Origin of the sequence: Dyella koreensis (assembly GCF_044904565.1) — a bacterium.
Classification (GTDB): Bacteria; Pseudomonadota; Gammaproteobacteria; order Xanthomonadales; family Rhodanobacteraceae; genus Dyella_D; species Dyella_D koreensis.
Genome location: NZ_JADIKD010000004.1, coordinates 1 through 17,224 on the forward strand (window position 1 = coordinate 1; position 17,224 = coordinate 17,224).

The window sequence follows — 17,224 nt, forward strand, 5'->3', positions numbered from 1 at the left end:
GAACCCGCAGGCGAAGCCGGAGGGCGCGTAAGAGGGGTGCCTTTTCTTTTGGTTACTTTTCTTTGGGCAAGCAAAGAAAAGTGACCCGACTCGCGGCAGCGAGGCGGAAGCCCGCCGCAGGCGAGCCAGAACACGCAGACACTAAAACCGGGCGACAACGCCACTGGATCCCTGCCTACGCAGGGATGACGAGCCGAACACAGCCCGGACTTCAGGCACATTCGCCGCCCGCCCCACCAGCATAAAGTCCCCCCGCTACGCCAAGGAGACCGTCCACCCCCGTGAACGGAAGGCGCAAGACCCAAGTGGTCCGGGGAACGCGTGAACATCTTTGCACCACTGATACGTCGACCGATCGGCACCTCGCTGCTGGCCCTGGGCCTGGCGCTCGCCGGGTTCTGGACCTACTTGCTGCTCGGCGTCGCCGCGCTGCCGGCGCTGGAATTCCCCGGCATGTCGGTCTACGCCGAAGTGCCCGGCGCCAGCGCGCAGACCATGGCTTCCACCGTGGCGGCGCCGCTGGAGCGGCACCTTGGGCGCATCCCCGGCATCAAGGAGATGAGTTCGGAGAATAACGACGGCTCCACCTCGATCATCCTGTTGTTCGAGCCGGGCAAATCCACCGACAAGCTGGCGCGCGACGTGCAGGCGGCGATCAACGCATCGGCGCCGGATCTGCCCTCGAGCCTCACCGTGCCGCCGCAGTACTTCAAGTTCAGCACAGCGCAGATGCCGGTGCTGCTGCTCTCGATGACCTCGCGGACGCTGCCGCCGGACAAGCTGTTCGATCTGGCCGATACACTGGTCAAGCCCACCTTGTCGCAGATCCCCGGCGTCGCCCGCGTGCGCGTGTTCGGCGGGCGGCCCAAGGCGGTGCGGGTGGAGTTGAACAACGCCGCGCTGGCGGCGATGGGGCTCACCGCCAATGACGTGCGCAATGCCCTGCGCGCGGCCAATGTCACTTCGCCGCAAGGCACGCTGAGCGATGGCGTGACGCAGATGACGGTGACCGCCAACGATGCGCTGCACGAGCCGGAGGAGTTCGCCTCGCTGCTGATCGCGATGCGCAACGGCACACCGGTGCGGCTCTCCGACGTGGCACACGTGGTCAGCGGCCAGCAGGACGAATACCAGGCCGCCTGGTTCAACAGTACCCGCTCGGTCACGGTGCGCATCAGCAAGCGGCCCGAAGCCAATGCCGTCGCCACCGCCGACGCGATCCGCACCAAGTTGCCGGAGATGCAGTCGTGGCTGCCGGCCGATATACAGATCACGCCGATCTTCGATCTCACACTGACCACCAAGTCGGCGCTGCACGAAGTAGAGATCGCGCTGCTGCTCAGCATCCTGATGGTCGCGGTGGTGATGCTGGTGTTCCTGCGCCGGCTGCGGCCCACCCTGATCGCCATGCTCAGCGTGCCGTTGTCGCTCGCCGGCGCGTTCGTGGTGATGTGGTCGCTGGGTTACACGCTCAATACGCTGTCGCTGGTGGCGCTGGTGCTGTGTATCGGCTTCGTCGTCGACGATGCCATCGTGGTGATCGAGAACATCGTGCGCCATATGGAGCACGGCGAGCAGGCGCTGCCGGCTTCACTGGTGGGTGTGCGTGAGATCGGCTTCACCGTGGTGTCGATCACGCTGTCGCTGGTAGCGGTGTTCGTGCCGTTGCTGTTCGGCAACAGCCAGTTCACCCTGATCATGCGCGAGTTCTCGGTGACGCTGACTGCCGCGGTGGTGATCTCGGCGGTCATTTCGCTGACTTTGACCCCCGCGCTGTGCGGCCGTCTGCTCACCCACGAAGCGCCCGGCTCGCGCGAACCCGGTCGCATCGAACGCGCGGTCGAACGTTTCGATCGCCGCCTGCACCGCACCTATGAGCGCGGCCTGGACTGGGCTCTGCATCATCGCCGCCTGATGCGCTGGCAGCCGCTGATCCTGCTGTTGCTCACCATCGGGCTCGCTATGGCCGTGGTGAAAACAGCCGGCTTCAATTTCATGCCGAAAGAGGACATCGGCCTGATCCGCGGCAGCATTCGCGCCGACGCCAACATTTCACCGACCTTGATGGCGGTACGCGCCCAGCGCGCCGCTGCGATCGTGCAGGCCGATCCGGCCATTCGCGATGTCACCACTTATCTCGGCAGTGACAATGCCGGCGGCGCGGTGGGCAGCCAGGCCACCATGTATATCGACGTGAAGCCGCGCGGTAACGGCCCGGGCGAACGCAAGGAGCACATCGACGAGGTCATCGCCCGCCTGCGTAAACAGTTTGAAGTGCTCCCCGAAATCCAGGTGTCGCTGAACTCGCTCAGCTTCTTCAATGGCGGCGGTGGCGGCGGCGGTACCGGCAGCGAGAGTTTCCAGCTGATCAGCAGCAACAGCGCCGTCGACCTGCAGCCGTGGGTGTTCAAGGTCACCAAGATGATGCGTGCGATCAGCACGTTCCGCGACGTTTCCAGCGATTACGACGCCACCGACAAGCAGCAGATGCTGCGCGTGGACCGCCACGCGGCCAGCCGGCTGCAGATCAGCATGGGCATGGTCGATACCGCGCTGTACAACGCCTTCGGCCAGAACCAGGTGTCGATCATCTATTCCGACATCAATCAGTATTGGGTGGTGCTCACCTCATCGGCCGAGCATTCGCTCAGCCCGGAGACGCTGCTCAACACCTACGTACGCAATATGACGGGCGGCATGGTGCCGCTGTCGGCGGTAGCGCACATTGAGCCCAATGTCTCGCCGTCGATCGTCAATCACTACAACCAGCTCGAGTCGGCCAACATTTATTACAACCTGCCGCAGGATTTCCCGCGCGACAAGGGCATGAAGCTGATCGAGGACGTGCTCGACCACGTGCAACTGCCGGCTGGCGTGAAGCTGGCCTACACCGGCGAGAACCAGCAGCTGGAAGAGAGCCAGAACAACACCTGGCTGCTGCTGACCGGCTCGATCCTGGCGATGTATATCGTGCTCGGCATGCTCTACGAGAGCCTCGGCCAGCCGTTGACCATCCTCTCCACGCTGCCGGCGGCCGGCATGGGCGCGTTCCTGGCCATGCTGATCACGCAGACGCCGATGTCGCTGATCGGCGTGATCGCCATCCTGATGCTGATCGGCATCGTGAAGAAGAACGCGATCCTGATGGTGGATTTCGCCCTGGTCGCGCAACGCGAGCGCGGGTTGTCGCCGCCCGAGGCGATCCGCGAGGCCGCGCTGGTGCGTTTCCGCCCGATCACCATGACCACGCTGGTGGCGATCGGCGCCGCGCTGCCGCTGGCGATCGGTTTCGGCATCGGCTCGGAGACGCGTCAGCCGCTGGGCGTCGCCATCGTCGGTGGCTTGCTGGTGTCGCAGCTACTGACCTTGCTCAGCACGCCGGCGATCTACCTGTGGAATCACGATCACCAGCTGCGCAAGGCCGCGCGTCGAGCGAAACGCGCCGCGAAACGGGCATTGAAGGGCACCGCGCAGACGGCGTAGGCCGGGCTTTGGCTTGCATCGGTGAAAGCCCGGATGTTCCGTGCCTTTCGGCAGGGACGGACTTCAGGCACATACGTTCGTCACGCCGGCCGGGTCATATAGTCGAATATGATTGCCCACGCCCCCGGCGCCGCGCGCGCTGACGCGCCCCTATCCCCGCCGCCTGGCCGTAACGGCCGGGTGCGACCCGCACAAAGAAAGACCGGTACGGAAACCTCGTGAATATCTTTGCGCCACTGATCCGCCGTCCTGTCGGGACTTCGCTATTGGCCCTCGGCTTGCTGCTGGCCGGGCTGTTCGCCTATCGGCTGCTCGGCGTGGCGGCATTGCCGTCGCTGGAATTTCCCGGCGTGTTCATTGTGAGCTCGATGCCCGGCGCCAGCGCGCAGACCATGGCGACCACCGTGTTGGCACCGCTGGAACGTCACCTGGGCCGCATTCCCGGCGTGGAAGAGATGTACGGCAATGCCACCGAAGGCTCGGCCACCGTGCAGGTGCGCTTCAACTTCGGGCGCAGCGCCGATAAGGCCGCACGCGATGTGCAGGCGGCCATCAACGCCGCCGCGGTGGATCTGCCTTCGGGCATGCCGACGCTGCCGCAGTACTTCAAATTCGACACCTCGCAGATTCCGATCCTGCTGGTGTCGCTGACCTCGACCAGCCTGCCACCGGACAAGCTGTACGACCTCACCGACACCCTGCTCAAGCCCGCTGTGGCGCAGGTACCGGGCGTGGCGCAGGTGCAAGTGTTCGGTGGCACGCCGCACGCGGTGCGTATCGAGCTGGATACCAATGCGCTGGCCGCAAAAAAATTGAGCGCGGACGACGTAAGCAATGCCTTGCGCGCGGCCAACGTCACTTCGCCGCAGGGCGTCCTCAGCGACGGTCACACGCAGACCACCGTCACCGCGAACGACTCGCTGCATACGCCCGAGGACTTCGCCAAACTGCTGATCTCGGTGAAGAACGGCACGCCGGTGCGGCTTTCCGATGTGGCCAGGGTCACCAGCGGCCAGCAGGATATCTATCAGGGTGCCTGGTTCAACGGCAAAACCACGGTGGCGATGCAGATCAGCAAGCGCGCCGAGGCGAACGCCGTCGCCACCGTGGACGAGATCCGCAAGCGCCTGCCGGAGTTCCGCCAGTGGATGCCGGCGGATGTGGTGATCACACCGATCTTCGACCTCACCCAGACCACCAAGTCGGCGTTGCATGAAGTACAGGTCGCGCTGCTGATCAGTATTGTGATGGTGGTGCTGGTGATGCTGGTGTTTCTGCGCCGGCTGCGGCCGACCCTGATCGCGACGCTGAGCGTGCCGCTGTCGCTGGCCGGCGCCTTCGTGGTGATGTACTTCCTCGGCTACACCCTCAACACCTTGTCGCTGGTGGCGCTGGTGCTGTGTATCGGCTTCGTGGTGGACGACGCCATCGTGGTGATCGAAAACATCGTGCGCCATATGGAGCATGGCGAGCAGCCGCTGCCGGCGGCGCTGATCGGTGTGCGCGAGATCGGCTTCACCGTGATATCGATCACTTTGTCGCTGGTGGCGGTGTTTGCGCCGCTGTTGTTCGGCAACAACATGCTGATCATGCTGCTGCGCGAATTCTCAGTGACCCTGGCGGTGGCGGTGGTGATCTCGGCACTGGTGTCGCTGACGCTGACACCCGCGCTGTGCGCCTACTTTCTTACCCACGACGAGCCTGGCGCCCGCACGCCAGGCCGGATGGAGGCGGCGCTGGAGCGCTTCGACCGCGGCTTGCACCGCATCTACGAGCGGTCGCTGGACTGGGCCATGCACCATCGCCGGATCATGCGCTGGCAACCGCTGTTGCTGCTGGTCCTTACCGTGGTGCTGGGCATTGCCGTGGTAAAGACCGCCGGCGGCAATTTCATGCCGGAGGAAGACATCGGCATGATCCAGGGCGACATCCGCGCGGACGCCAATATCTCGCCCACCCTGATGGCCGCGCGAGCCAAGCGCGCCGCCGAGATCATGGAGGCCGATCCGGCCGTGCTCGATGTGTTGACCACGCTGGGCTCGAATGACGGCAATGGCGCCGTAGGCAATGCGGGCAGCATGTTCGTCGACCTCAAGCCGCTCGGCAGCGGCCCCAACGATCGCCACGACAGCGCCAAAAAGGTGATGGAGCGCCTAAGCAAGCATTACGACCTGCTGCCGGACATCAAGGTGTCGCTGAGCCTCGTGCAGTTCCTCGGCGGCGGCGGCAGCGGTGACGGCGGCGGCAAGTATGAGTTCCAGTTGATCGGCACCAGCGGCGATGACCTGCAGCCGTGGACCCTGAAGATGGTGCGCTATATGCGCACCCTGAAGGATCTGCGCGACGTCACCAGCAATTTCGATCTCACCGGCAAGCAGCAATTGCTGAAGGTGGATCGCGAAGCCGCCAGCCGCCTGCAGGTGGGCATGGGCATGATCGATACCGCGCTGTTCAATTCCTTCGGCCAGCGCCAGGTGTCGGTGATCTATTCCGACATCAACCAGTACTGGGTGGTGCTGACTTCAGCTGCGGCGCAGTCGCTCAGCCCGGAATCGCTGCTCAACATCCGCGTGCGCAACAACCAGGGCCTGATGATTCCGCTGTCCGCGGTGGCGAGCATCCAGCCCAACATCAGCCCTACGCGCATCCGCCATCACAATCAGCTGGAAGCCTCCACCATCCGCTACAACCTCGCTGAGAACGTGCAGCAGGACCGTGGCGTGGCCCTGGTCCAGCAGGCCGCCATCGCAGTGAACCTGCCGGCGGGCGTGAAGGTGGAATTCACCGGCGACAACCAGCGTCTGCAGCAGGCCAAGTCGAACGGCATGGTGCTGCTGCTGGCGTCGATCCTGGCGATGTACATCGTGCTGGGCATTCTCTACGAGAGCCTGGGCCATCCGCTCACTATTCTTTCCACCCTGCCGGCCGCCGGCATGGGCGCGTTCCTGGCGATGCTGGTGACGCAGACCCAGCTCACGCTGATGGCGATCATCGCGATCCTGATGCTGATCGGTATCGTGAAGAAGAACGCCATCCTGATGGTGGACTTCGCCCTGGTCGCGCAGCGCGAGCGCGGACTGTCGCCGCCCGACGCGATTCGCGAAGCCGCGCTGGTGCGCTTCCGGCCGATCACCATGACCACGCTGGTGGCGATGGGCGCGGCGCTGCCGCTGGCGATTGGCTTCGGCGTGGGTTCGGAGATGCGCCAGCCGCTGGGTGTAGCCATCGTCGGCGGTCTGCTGGTGTCGCAGCTGCTGACCTTGCTGAGCACGCCGGCGATCTATCTGTGGAACTACGATCGCAAGGTGCGCAAGGCGGCACGCAAAGCGCGGAAGGAAGCGAAGCGCGCGTTGAAGGCCGCGGGTCAGGCGGCCTGACGCTTAATCCTTGGGACTGGTGCAGGCCGCGTAGCGGCGGCCTTCGACGTGAACCAGCTCCGTGCCGCTATCGCTGGTGACACTCCCGCTGTAGTGCTCTGCCGTATCGAAGTCGATCTTGCCCCGTGCCTTTGCTGATACCGGTGCGGCGCAGCTCATGTTCCACGCCAGCGATGTGCGGCTGCGTTGTTCGTCGGCGCGTTCGCAACGCTCAGCACCGGAAGGTGCAAGGCGGGCGAACTCGGCCCAGGGATCGGCGTCTTCATCCACGCAACGCCACTCCACGCCATCCGGACCGGCGCGACCATGTTTGACGGTGTGCGTGACGATCTTCCATAGACCAGGCATGGCCTGGAAATCGCCAGAGTCGGCATGTGCCGCCCAGACGGCGAAAGCGAGCGCAAGCGCCGCGGTGCTGTGCAGGCAGGTTCGCCAGTGCTGCCTTGTGTCACGAATAGTCATGTCTGAACTCCGCGATGCTTGGTGAACCCCGCCTGCCGGCGCCATATCCCTTGGCGCCGGCACCGTGGCCTCGCATGCCCCTTGGCATGCGCGGGGACGCGTCATGCGTCAGTTCTGCGCGTCGCTGTCGTCGTCATCCTCGTGATCCGACGCGCGGGCATAGCCGAAGTCGAACATGCTCATCAGATTGCCGATCGCGGGTGCGTTCACCGGTACGTACGGATTGCTGGCCAGCGCGATCGGGTTGGGCAGGTTGTCACGGCCGCGCGGCGAGATCCGCTCGTGCAGGCGCCAGTTGGCTTCGACGAATTTGTCGAAAGACACGTGGTCGTAGTACGTGTGCACCACGCGACCGCCGGTGGAGTAGCGCGAGATCACCAGCAGCGGAATGCGCGTGCCGTCACCGAAGAAGTCGATCGGCTGGATGTAGCCCGAATCCCAGTAGCCGCCGCCTTCGTCGAAGGTCACCATGATCGCGGTGTCTTTCCACACGTCCGGATTGGCCTTGGCCATGTCGACGATCTTCTTCACGTAACCTTCGAACACGCCGAGCTTGGACGAAGCCGGGTGGCCGTCCAGGATGCCGTCCGGCTTGGCGATGGACACGGCGGGCAGGGTGTTGTTCTGGATGTCCGTATACAGGTCGTTGAGGTCCTGGTTGTTCTGGCGCAGCTTGGGATCGGTCATCACCTGCGTCGAATACAGGAACGGGTTGCAGATGTTGCAGTAGGTGCCGGCCTCGCCGTTTTCCTTGCCGTTGCCCCAGCCTTCGCCGTAGTACTTCCAGCTCACGTGATGGCGGGTCAGCAGCAGGGCGAGGTTTTCCTGCCGGGTCGGTGGGATGGTGAATTGACTGGCGCCCAGCGGTGCCGGCGTGCCGTCGCCGAGATAACCGGGGTTGTAGTTGTTTACCAGGTAGTACGCACCGCGCTGGCAGTCGCCACCGCGGAAGCTGCGATACGGCAAGCCGTGCAGATAGTCCTTGATCGAATCGACGCCGGGCTGGCTGTCGTCGGCGCAATTGACGTAGGAGCCGCCGCCGTAGCCATCCTGCACGTACCAGTTGTTGGTGCCCGGCTGGGCATCGGGATTCTCGATCTGGTTGGACGGCGGCACCGTGGGACGGCCGTTGGCATCGGCGTAGTAAATCAGGCTGCCGAAGCCGAGCATGATGTGATTGGCACCCGTGCCGCCCATCACCGACTGGTGGAAGTTGTCGCTCAACGCGTAGGTACGCGCCAGCTCCGCGAAGTAGGGCGCGTCGCCCTTGGCCATGTTGAGGAACTGCATGGCGGTGGAACCTTCGCCGGTGGTCTGCTCGTTGAAACCGGCCGGCAGTGGCTTGCCGTTGGCGCCCGCGCCTACGCTGGTTTCCACCCAGGGGAACAGGTCATTGCGACAACCGCTCGGATTCGCCGGCGTGGCGGCCATATGCGAGCAATCGAGCTGCTGCCACATCTGGAAGAAGCGATGCACCGGGCTGTTGGCGTAGTCGTTGTAGCTGAGCGAGGCGCTCATATCGACCGGCGCGTTCGGCAGATGGCTGGGGAAGCGCGTGTCGAGCACATGGTTCGGCAAGCCGGTGCCGCCGCTGGCGAGTTGCTCGTAGTCGCCGGTGGGCAGACCCGGTTCGATCGCTTGCGCCTGCGCGGCGGATGCGAAGTACGGCTGGGTCGGTGCGCCGCCCGTGTTCATCGCCGGCAACGCCGCATACGGTGCGGTGCGCGTCGGCGCGAGTGAGTAGGCACCGGTATTGGTGGCTTGCCATTGCTGCGCGAGAGCCACGTTCGGGCCGGGCGTACCGTCCGCCTTGACGATGCCTTCCGACAGCAGGTTATGCACGCTCTGTCCCTTCGGCGGCGTGTAAGTGGCGAACACGTGATCGAAGGTGCGGTTTTCGCCGATGATCAGGATGACGTGCTTGATCGGCGTGCGGGTACGGTTGCTGCGATCTTGTGCATCACCAGGCGCGTGCAGCATCTGGATGCCGCCAGGCACACCGCTGCGCGGTGTGACACCGGCACGCGGCAGGTCATGGCGGAAATGCGCGTCCTGCTCAGGTGGTGTGGTGTCCTGTGCGCTGACGACGCCGGCCAGGCCGGTGACTAGCGCACCAAGAACGAGCGGAAGGAAACGCTTGCGGCCGAACGAAATGGGCATGACTGGTACTCCTGCAGGCCTGCGGAAAGGCTGCCGTCGAGTGATCCCCCTGGTTCGGCCGGCGCTAGCGGATAGCGAGCCGGCCACGCGAAAGTCTGGTCCGCGTGGATGACGTTCCGTTGGCGATCGCGCGACAACGAAGACGCCGTGCATGACAGTGCCGCGACAAGGCGCAAGCCTTTGCGCAAACGCAGAAAATAGCGGTGTTTACGTGCGGGGAAGCAGCATGAAGGGACGCATCATTTCGTTGTCTTCATGCTCGAGCAGATGGCAGTGCCACACGTAGCGTCCGGGCTCGCCCTCGAAGCGCATGACGATGCGCGTGACCATGCCGGGATCGGCGCGCACGGTGTCTTTCCATCCTGCTTCGTGCGGCGGTGGTGGCACGCCGGGCCCGGTGTATTTGAGTGTGCGATGCGCATTCCATGCGAACAGATCGAACGGCCGCCGCTCGATCACCTGGAAGCGCACCAGATGCAGATGGATCGGATGCACGTCGCCGGTGACGTTGACCAGGCTCCAGATTTCCACGCTGTCCTGACGCGGCGTTTCAGTGATCGGCGCGGACCAGTGCTTCCCACCGAGCATCATCATCATCGCGCCGCCGTTGGCATCGTCCATCTCACCGAGCGTCAGCACGCGATCGCACACGGCGGTCGCCGGATCGATGCGCGGCACGGCGCGCAGGACGGCAGGCAGTGCGGCGGTATCGCGACGGCCGCGATCGCGCACACGGAACTGCAGGATCGCATCCGACTGGTCACGCAGCTCGATGGTCTGGCCGTCCATGCCGGCGAAATCCACGACCACGTCCGCACGCTCGGCTGGATAGAGCTCGATGCGTTCGCGCTCGACCGGCGCGGGCAACAGGCCCTGATCGCTGGCGATCTGCATGAACGCGTGGCGATGGCTCAAAGAGAGATTGAAGTGTCGCGCATTCGCCGCGTTGATCAGGCGCAGGCGGTAGCGGCGTGGTTCGACGTCGGCATAAGGGAACAACTTGCCATTGCACAGCACGGCGTTGCCGTAGCACTCCGACACCCATGGTGCTTCCGGATCGTCGGAGACCGGGTAGTACAGCTGGCCATTCTGCGCGATCAGGCGGTCGCACAGGATCAGCGGCAGATCGCATTCGCCGGAAGGCAGACCCAGCGCCTGCTCTTCCGGATCGCGCACGATGAACGCACCCAGCAGGCCTGCGTAGATGTTGAGGCGGGTGATGCCCATGGCGTGATCGTGATACCAGAGCGTCGCGGCATCCTGCGCATTCGGGTAGTGGTACAGCACCGAGCGGCCGGGCGCGAGCCAGTCTTCCGGCCAACCGTCGCTGTCCGCCGGTACGCGCGCGCCATGCACATGGGTGACGGCGCGTACTTCCGGCTTCGAGCGCTCCGCGCCATGAATGCGATGGTCGACCGGCAACAGATGCTGCTGCGGCAGCGCGTTGACCCATTCCACCAACATGGGTTCACCGCGCACGGCCTGCAGCGTCGGGCCCGGCATGCTTCCCTGGTAACCCCACTGCGTCGTGCGAGGCAGGTCGCGATGCAGGCGCGACTGGAATGCGCGCATCTCCATCCGGTAGTAAGGCAGCTTGCGCTGGGGATACGCCGGATGCGCGCGATGTTCCTGCGGCGCCTGCAGCGGCGGGATCGGCAACGGATCGACGAAGCGCGCCAGCGTCGCCGGGTTGATCAGCGACTGCCTGGGCTCGGCAAGTTGCGCGGCCAGCATGCGGCTGTCGTGCGCCCATGCTGCGCGCCATGCCCCGAGGGCAGGAAGGCCAAGCAGACCGCCAGTCGCAAGCAGGAACTGGCGGCGCGACACGCTCATGCGCGGAGCATGTCCTTGCTGGACATACAGGCGGGCTTGCGGGAAGAACGTGCGCCGATCATCCGACGCACGTTAGGAAACGCAAATGACAGTGGCGTGGCAGCGCCGGCGATTCGGCGCCTATTCCACCTCTTCCGCTACTGCCGGTGCGACCTTTTCCGCAATCGCCGGTTTACCCACCGGTGCCGACAACATGCGTGCCTTGCGCCACCCGCCCCAGCGGTAATAGGCCATGGCCATCAGCATCGAAGCCAGCGAGCCCAGCGGGAAGCTCCACCAGATTGCATCCGCGCCAATGCTGGGCATCAGCGAATAGGCGAACGGCGGACGGATCAGCCACATCGAAATGGTGAGAATCACAAGCGGCGGCCACACCGCGCCAGTGGAGCGCACCACGCCGAACAACACGAAGGTGACGCCGAAGAACATGAAGGACCATACGGCGATCATGTTGAGATGCTGGGCCAGGGTCAGCGCTTCGCCATGGCCGGGCAGGAACAGATTCAACGCGGCGCGGTTGAATACGTAAATCACTGCGATCAGCGCGCCGCTGAGCAAGAAGTTGTAGGCCACGCCAACCTTGGCGATGCGGCTTACGCGATCCCACAACTGCGCGCCCACGTTCTGCGCGGCCATCGATGACACCGCGGCACCGATCGCCATGGCCGGCATCTGTACGTAGTTCCACAACTGGGAAGCCGCGCCGTACGCCGCCGTGGTATGCGAACCGTAGCCATTGACCAGGTGCATCATGAGCATGGCCGAGGAAGAGATCACGATCATCTGCAGGCCCATGGGCAGGCCTTTGAAGATCAGCGAGCGCAGGATGGTCGCGTCCGGTCGCAGATAAGCCAGCTCGGCGCGCGTGAGCCGCAGGAAATGCTTGCGCGCATAAAGCGTGGCGAGCAGCGCGATCAACGCGACACTCTGCGAGATCAGCGTGGCCGTGGCCGAACCGACGATGCCCATCGCCGGCACAGGACCCCAGCCGAACATCAGCAGCGGATTGAGCGCGATGTCCAGCAACACTGACATGGCCATGAACGCGAGCGGCGTGCGCGCGTCACCCGCGCCGCGCAGGGTCATCATCAGGAAGTTGTAGAAATACATCGACGGCATGGCCACGAAGATCATGCGCAGGTAGGGGGTCGCGTAAGACAGCGCGTCAGGCGGTGTACCCAGCGTGCGCAGCATCCATTCGGTGTTGAAGTAGCCGAGAACGGACACGGCCACCGACAGCGCGACGAAGAAGCTCACGCCGGTGCCCACCACGCGCTTGGCCTCGACCATGTTGCGCGCACCCAGACTCTGGCCCACCAGGATGGTGCTGGCCATGCTCACGCCGAACACCGCCGTGAGCAGCAGAAATACGATGAGGCTGGCGTTGCTCACGCCACCCAGGGCGGATTCGCCCATGAAGTGGCCGATCCACATGGCGTTCACGGAAGCATTGAGCGACTGCAACACCGTGCTGCCAAGGATCGGCAAGGCGAACATCAGCAGGGTGCGTGCAATCGGTCCTTCGGTAAGCAGCGGCTGACGCGCGGCAAGTGCAGACATGCGGGAAATTCCAGGGAAGGGGAAAGCGGTTGGACCGGATCAGGTCGTAGCGACGGCGTCATCCCATGAAGCCGCGGCGAGACGGCGTGCATGGTCGCGCACATCCGCGGGCCAGTCGCGTAGGAGTTCTTCGAAACGCTCCCGCTCGCCGCGCCAGTAAGCGCGGGAAGCCTCTTCGTAATGCGGCAGGTTGCCACCCATGGCTTGCAGGAAGCGGTCGAGCGCTTCGCTGGAGCGACGCGCACGTTCGCGGTGTCCACGACGCGCATCCTCAACCAGACGACGCAGGGTGGCGGAGGCGCCGCCCGGCTGGCTGGCGAGCCAGTCCCAATGCCGGGGCAGCAAGGTGATTTCGCGTGCGACTACGCCGAGCTTGGGGCGGCCAGGGCCGCGCGCGGTGGGCTTGTCGGTCTCCGGCGCGGCGAGCGCCAGGCGCGCCAGCACGTCATCGGGCGTGCCGCGGAAATCGATCTCCACCGGCAAGCTGCTCTGGTCGTCAAAGACGAGTACCGGACCGGTGGCACCGGCGTCGAGCGCGTGCTTGGTGGCGAGCGCGACTTCGGCCAGCGGACCGGAGGCGATCAGACGGTGACCATCGAAAGCGGTGCAGGTATGGCTGTCACTGGGGCTCATGATTTAGTCCGGACAAAATGATGCGACGCGGATTTTGCCCGGATCAAAGTGGGGCGTCAATAAAATCCGGGTAAATAATCGGGAAGAGGGCTTCCGTCGTTGTTCTCACTGGAGGAACGCTGTGTCTGAGATGCAGGGATTTACGACTTCACCCCTCATCGACGACACTTATTGAACCATATAGTTCACAAAAAGAACCAGGTTCTTAAAGGCAATCTCCATGCTTTCGCGCAACCTCACCCGCAGCACCCTCGCTCTCGCTCTGATCGGCTTCGCCACCGCGGCTTCCGCCACCCATATCGAAGTGCAGGGCGGCCGCAGCTACATGGACACTTTCGGCACCAATACGGCTTTTGTGGAAGCCGTTTTCGCACCTCACACGATTGGCAATAGCCGCTTCACCTGGTCACCGGATGTATCGGTGGGCTGGATCGGCGGTCGCGATCGACGCCGCTACGAGCACGCCCGCTACACCATGAAAGATGACGTGTGGCTGGTCGCCGGTGGCGCACGCTTGCATTACGGCAGCGACAGCGACTGGTACCACGGCTTCTTCTACAGCCTGCAAGGCGCGGTGCAGACCGGCCGCACCCAGGCGCTGAGCAGCGTGGGCGAGTTCGTCAACACCGTCGGCTGGCAGGGCAAGTACGTCAGCTTCCAGATCCGCCACATCTCCAACGGCGGCACGCATGGCCCCAACCGCGGCGAGACGATGGCGCTGGTGGGTGTGGGTCTGGATATCTAAAACTCCGCTATCACGACTGGAAATAACAACGGCCCCGTTCGGGGCCGTTGTTATTTGCGCGGGCAGTATCAGTGCCCGCCACCTGCCGAAGGTCCGCCCTTCGCAGTGAATGGCGGCTTGGTCATCCACACCACGAGCACCAGGCTGACGAAGATCCAGCCGAGCACGTGGAACACTTCGTTGAACGAGATCTGGTAACCCTGCTGCGTGATCATCTGGTTGATCATCACGCCTGCTGTTTGCTGATCGCCGCCGCCCAGCGTACTCAATGCCTGTTGGGCGGTGGCGTCATAAGGCGTGATGTGCTCGCTCAACTGCGCGTGGTGCACGATCGCGCGGTGATCCCACATGAAGGTGGTGAGCGACGCCGAGAAGCTTGCACCCAGCGTGCGCAGGAAGGTCGCCAGCCCACCGCCTGCGGCAATCTCATGTGGCTGCAGATCGGACAGCAGGATCGTGGTCACCGGCATGAAGAACAGCGCCACACCCAGACCTTGCAGCAACTGCACGCCGGCGATGTGCATGAAGTCGATGTCCAGGAAGAACTCCGAGCGCAGGAAACTCGTGGCGCCCATCACCAGGAACGAGACTGACGCGATCAGGCGCAGATCGAAACGCGTGGAGTATTTGCCCACGATAAAAGTGAGCAGCACCGGCAGGATGCCTAGCGGCGCACTGGCGAAGCCGGCCCAGGTCGAGGTGTAGCCGAGATTGCGCTGCATCCATTGCGGCACCAGCAGGCCGATGGCGAAGAACGCGGCGTAGGCCAGCACCAGCGACAGCGTGCCCCAGCGGAAATTGCGATGCCGGAACAAGCGCAGGTCGACGATGGGCTCCTTGTCGGTGAGCTCCCAGATCAGGAACACGGCGATGCCGATCACTGCGACGATGGTCGTGATGACGATAAAAGTAGAGTTGAACCAGTCTTCGTCGTTGCCTTTGTCCAGCACGATCTGCAGCGCGCCGACACCGATGATCAGGGTAATCAGGCCGACGTAGTCGATCTTCGGCCGCTGGGTGACGTCATTGCGTCCCTTCATCTGGTTGGCGATGACCATGCTGGCGAAAATGCCAATGGGCACGTTGATGAAGAAAATCCACGGCCAAGAATAGTTGTCGGTAATCCAGCCACCAAGGATCGGGCCGGCGATCGGCGCCACCACCGTCACCATCGCCAGCAGCGCGAGCGCCATGCCGCGTTTGGCGGGTGGGTAGATCGAGATCAACAGCGCCTGCGTCACCGGATACATCGGGCCGGCCACCGCACCCTGAAGGGCACGGAACAGGATCAGCATCGGCATGCTCTGCGCGATACCGCACAAGAACGAGGCCAACGAGAACAGCAGGGTCGACCACATGAACATCTTCACCTCGCCGAAACGGCGGGTGAGAAAGCCGGTGAGCGGCAGCGAGATCGCCATGCTCACCGCGAACGAGGTAATCACCCAGGTGCTCTGGTTCACGCTGACGCCGAGGTTGCCGGCGATGGTCGGCAATGACACGTTGGCGATCGTGGTGTCCAGCACCTGCATGAAGGTCGCCAGCGACAGGCCGATAGTGGCCAGCACCATGTTGGGCGGACGGAATTGGGTGTTCATGATGACTCGCAACACTCCGCTTAAGGATTCGGCTCCCTCCCCTGCGTGCAGCAGGGGAGGGTCGGGGTGGGGTCAAGCCCCGCGAGCCTTGCAACGCCGTCGCAAGGACTCACCCCCTCCCAACCTCCCCCTGCTAGCAGGGGGAGGAGTTGAGCCGCTGGATTACTTCGTCACATCACTGCCAGCCATGTTGGCGTGGATGATCTGCTCGATCACGCCATCGGCCTTGGCTAACTGCTTCTGATAGACATCGGTGCTGAAGGCCGGCTGGGTCGGCGCCTGCGTCGCCAGCATCGGGCCGTTCTGGTCGTGCAGGCTTACCTCCACATCCGTCGACAGGCCGATACGCAGCGGATGATCATCGAGCTGCTTCGGATCGCTGAAGAACACACGCACCGGAACGCGCTGCACGATCTTGATCCAGTTGCCGGTGGCGTTCTGCGCCGGCAGCAAGGAGAACGCACTGCCCGTACCCACGCCGAGACTCTGCACCGTGCCCTTGTACTTCACCGAGCTACCGTACACATCGGTGGTGATTTCCACCGGCTGGCCGATACGCATATGGGTCAGCTGGGTTTCCTTGAAATTGGCGTCGATCCACACCTGATGCAGCGGCACCACGGCCATCAGCGGCGCACCGGGAGCGATGCGCTGGCCGAGTTGCACGGAACGCTTGGCGACGTAACCGTCCACCGGCGCCACGATCGTGGTGCGCTCGTTGTCCAGGTAAGCCTGACGCAGCTTGGCGGCGGCGGTCTGTACATCCGGATGAGAGGCGACCACGGTGTCGTCCACCAGCACCTTGCTGGTCTGGTACTGCTGCTGCGCGGCGGTAAGCGCGCTTTCGGCGGTGGTCAGCGTGTCCTGCGCATGCGACAACTCTTCGGCGGAGATCGCGCCGGACTTGGCGAGATCGCGGCGACGGTTGAAATCCTGGCGAGCCTTGTCGACGGCAATCTTGCGCGCGGCCACGTCGGCCCGCGCACCAGACACATTACTGTAGAGACCGCGCACCTTGCGCACGGTGCTGGCAAGGCCGGCCTGGGCTTCCGCCAGCGCCACCTGGGTGTTGCTGCCGTCGAGCTTGATCAGCACATCGCCGGCGTGGACGCGGTCGCCATCATCGGCGCCGATGGTGACCACGGTGCCGGGCACCTGCGGGGTGATCTGCACCACATTGCCGTTGACGTAAGCATCGTCGGTGCTTTCGTACCAGCGGCCGTCGAGGAAGTACCACGCGGTCCAGCCGATGATGGCCAGCACCACCACGACGCCGAGCAGGCGCAGCAGGAAGCCGCGACGATTCTTCTGCGGCGGTTGTTGAGTAGCGGCTGTGTTGTCGGCCGCGAGCGGAGTTTGGCTAGACATGGGGA

10 protein-coding genes are annotated in these 17,224 nt (G+C 64.0%); 3 read left to right on the forward strand and 7 right to left on the reverse strand.

Translation table 11 applies throughout. The features are described from left to right. The first annotated feature begins 321 nt into the window (after positions 1-321). Positions 322-3,483, forward strand: a complete 3,162-nt coding sequence (locus tag ISS97_RS00055; RefSeq protein WP_379987415.1) for an efflux RND transporter permease subunit — start codon at positions 322-324, stop codon at positions 3,481-3,483. Between the two features lie 218 nt (positions 3,484-3,701). Next, positions 3,702-6,860 (forward strand): efflux RND transporter permease subunit, encoded by a 3,159-nt coding sequence (locus ISS97_RS00060; RefSeq protein ID WP_379987414.1) that lies wholly within the window; start codon positions 3,702-3,704, stop codon positions 6,858-6,860. A 3-nt stretch (positions 6,861-6,863) separates the two neighbouring features. Here ISS97_RS00060 and ISS97_RS00065 read toward each other — a convergent pair whose 3' ends face one another. From ISS97_RS00065 to ISS97_RS00085, 5 genes are all read right to left on the reverse strand, one after another. After that, positions 6,864-7,322, reverse strand: a complete 459-nt coding sequence (locus ISS97_RS00065; protein ID WP_379987413.1) for a DUF3617 domain-containing protein — start codon at positions 7,320-7,322, stop codon at positions 6,864-6,866. A gap of 108 nt (positions 7,323-7,430) precedes the next feature. Then, positions 7,431-9,482 carry an alkaline phosphatase family protein gene (locus tag ISS97_RS00070; protein WP_379987412.1) on the reverse strand — a complete coding sequence of 684 codons (2,052 nt, stop codon included), beginning with the start codon at positions 9,480-9,482 and terminating at the stop codon, positions 7,431-7,433. 207 nt (positions 9,483-9,689) lie between these two features. Beyond that, positions 9,690-11,315, reverse strand: a complete 1,626-nt coding sequence (locus ISS97_RS00075; RefSeq protein ID WP_379987411.1) for a multicopper oxidase family protein — start codon at positions 11,313-11,315, stop codon at positions 9,690-9,692. 120 nt (positions 11,316-11,435) lie between these two features. Next, positions 11,436-12,875, reverse strand: coding sequence for an MATE family efflux transporter (locus ISS97_RS00080; RefSeq protein WP_379987410.1), 1,440 nt, complete (start codon positions 12,873-12,875; stop codon positions 11,436-11,438). 39 nt (positions 12,876-12,914) lie between these two features. Further along, positions 12,915-13,508 (reverse strand): DUF2239 family protein, encoded by a 594-nt coding sequence (locus tag ISS97_RS00085; protein WP_379987409.1) that lies wholly within the window; start codon positions 13,506-13,508, stop codon positions 12,915-12,917. A gap of 220 nt (positions 13,509-13,728) precedes the next feature. Between ISS97_RS00085 and ISS97_RS00090 the strand changes: the two genes are divergently transcribed. Further along, positions 13,729-14,253, forward strand: coding sequence for a lipid A 3-O-deacylase (locus ISS97_RS00090; RefSeq protein WP_379987408.1), 525 nt, complete (start codon positions 13,729-13,731; stop codon positions 14,251-14,253). A gap of 68 nt (positions 14,254-14,321) precedes the next feature. Here ISS97_RS00090 and ISS97_RS00095 read toward each other — a convergent pair whose 3' ends face one another. Together ISS97_RS00095 and ISS97_RS00100 are read right to left on the reverse strand one after the other, a co-directional pair. After that, positions 14,322-15,851 carry a DHA2 family efflux MFS transporter permease subunit gene (locus ISS97_RS00095; RefSeq protein ID WP_379987407.1) on the reverse strand — a complete coding sequence of 510 codons (1,530 nt, stop codon included), beginning with the start codon at positions 15,849-15,851 and terminating at the stop codon, positions 14,322-14,324. A gap of 162 nt (positions 15,852-16,013) precedes the next feature. Next, complete coding sequence (locus ISS97_RS00100; protein WP_379987406.1) at positions 16,014-17,219, reverse strand: efflux RND transporter periplasmic adaptor subunit; 1,206 nt, start codon at positions 17,217-17,219, stop codon at positions 16,014-16,016. Between the last annotated feature and the right edge of the window lie 5 nt (positions 17,220-17,224).

What these genes read in the sequence shown, in the direction of transcription:
- ISS97_RS00085 (WP_379987409.1), bottom strand. Translation starts at nt 13,508, where the DNA reads ATGAGCCCCAGTGACAGCCATACCTGCACCGCTTTCGATGGTCACCGT.
- ISS97_RS00070 (WP_379987412.1), bottom strand. Translation starts at nt 9,482, where the DNA reads ATGCCCATTTCGTTCGGCCGCAAGCGTTTCCTTCCGCTCGTTCTTGGT.
- ISS97_RS00090 (WP_379987408.1), top strand. Translation starts at nt 13,729, where the DNA reads ATGCTTTCGCGCAACCTCACCCGCAGCACCCTCGCTCTCGCTCTGATC.
- ISS97_RS00075 (WP_379987411.1), bottom strand. Translation starts at nt 11,315, where the DNA reads ATGAGCGTGTCGCGCCGCCAGTTCCTGCTTGCGACTGGCGGTCTGCTT.
- ISS97_RS00100 (WP_379987406.1), bottom strand. Translation starts at nt 17,219, where the DNA reads ATGTCTAGCCAAACTCCGCTCGCGGCCGACAACACAGCCGCTACTCAA.
- ISS97_RS00065 (WP_379987413.1), bottom strand. Translation starts at nt 7,322, where the DNA reads ATGACTATTCGTGACACAAGGCAGCACTGGCGAACCTGCCTGCACAGC.
- ISS97_RS00080 (WP_379987410.1), bottom strand. Translation starts at nt 12,875, where the DNA reads ATGTCTGCACTTGCCGCGCGTCAGCCGCTGCTTACCGAAGGACCGATT.
- ISS97_RS00095 (WP_379987407.1), bottom strand. Translation starts at nt 15,851, where the DNA reads ATGAACACCCAATTCCGTCCGCCCAACATGGTGCTGGCCACTATCGGC.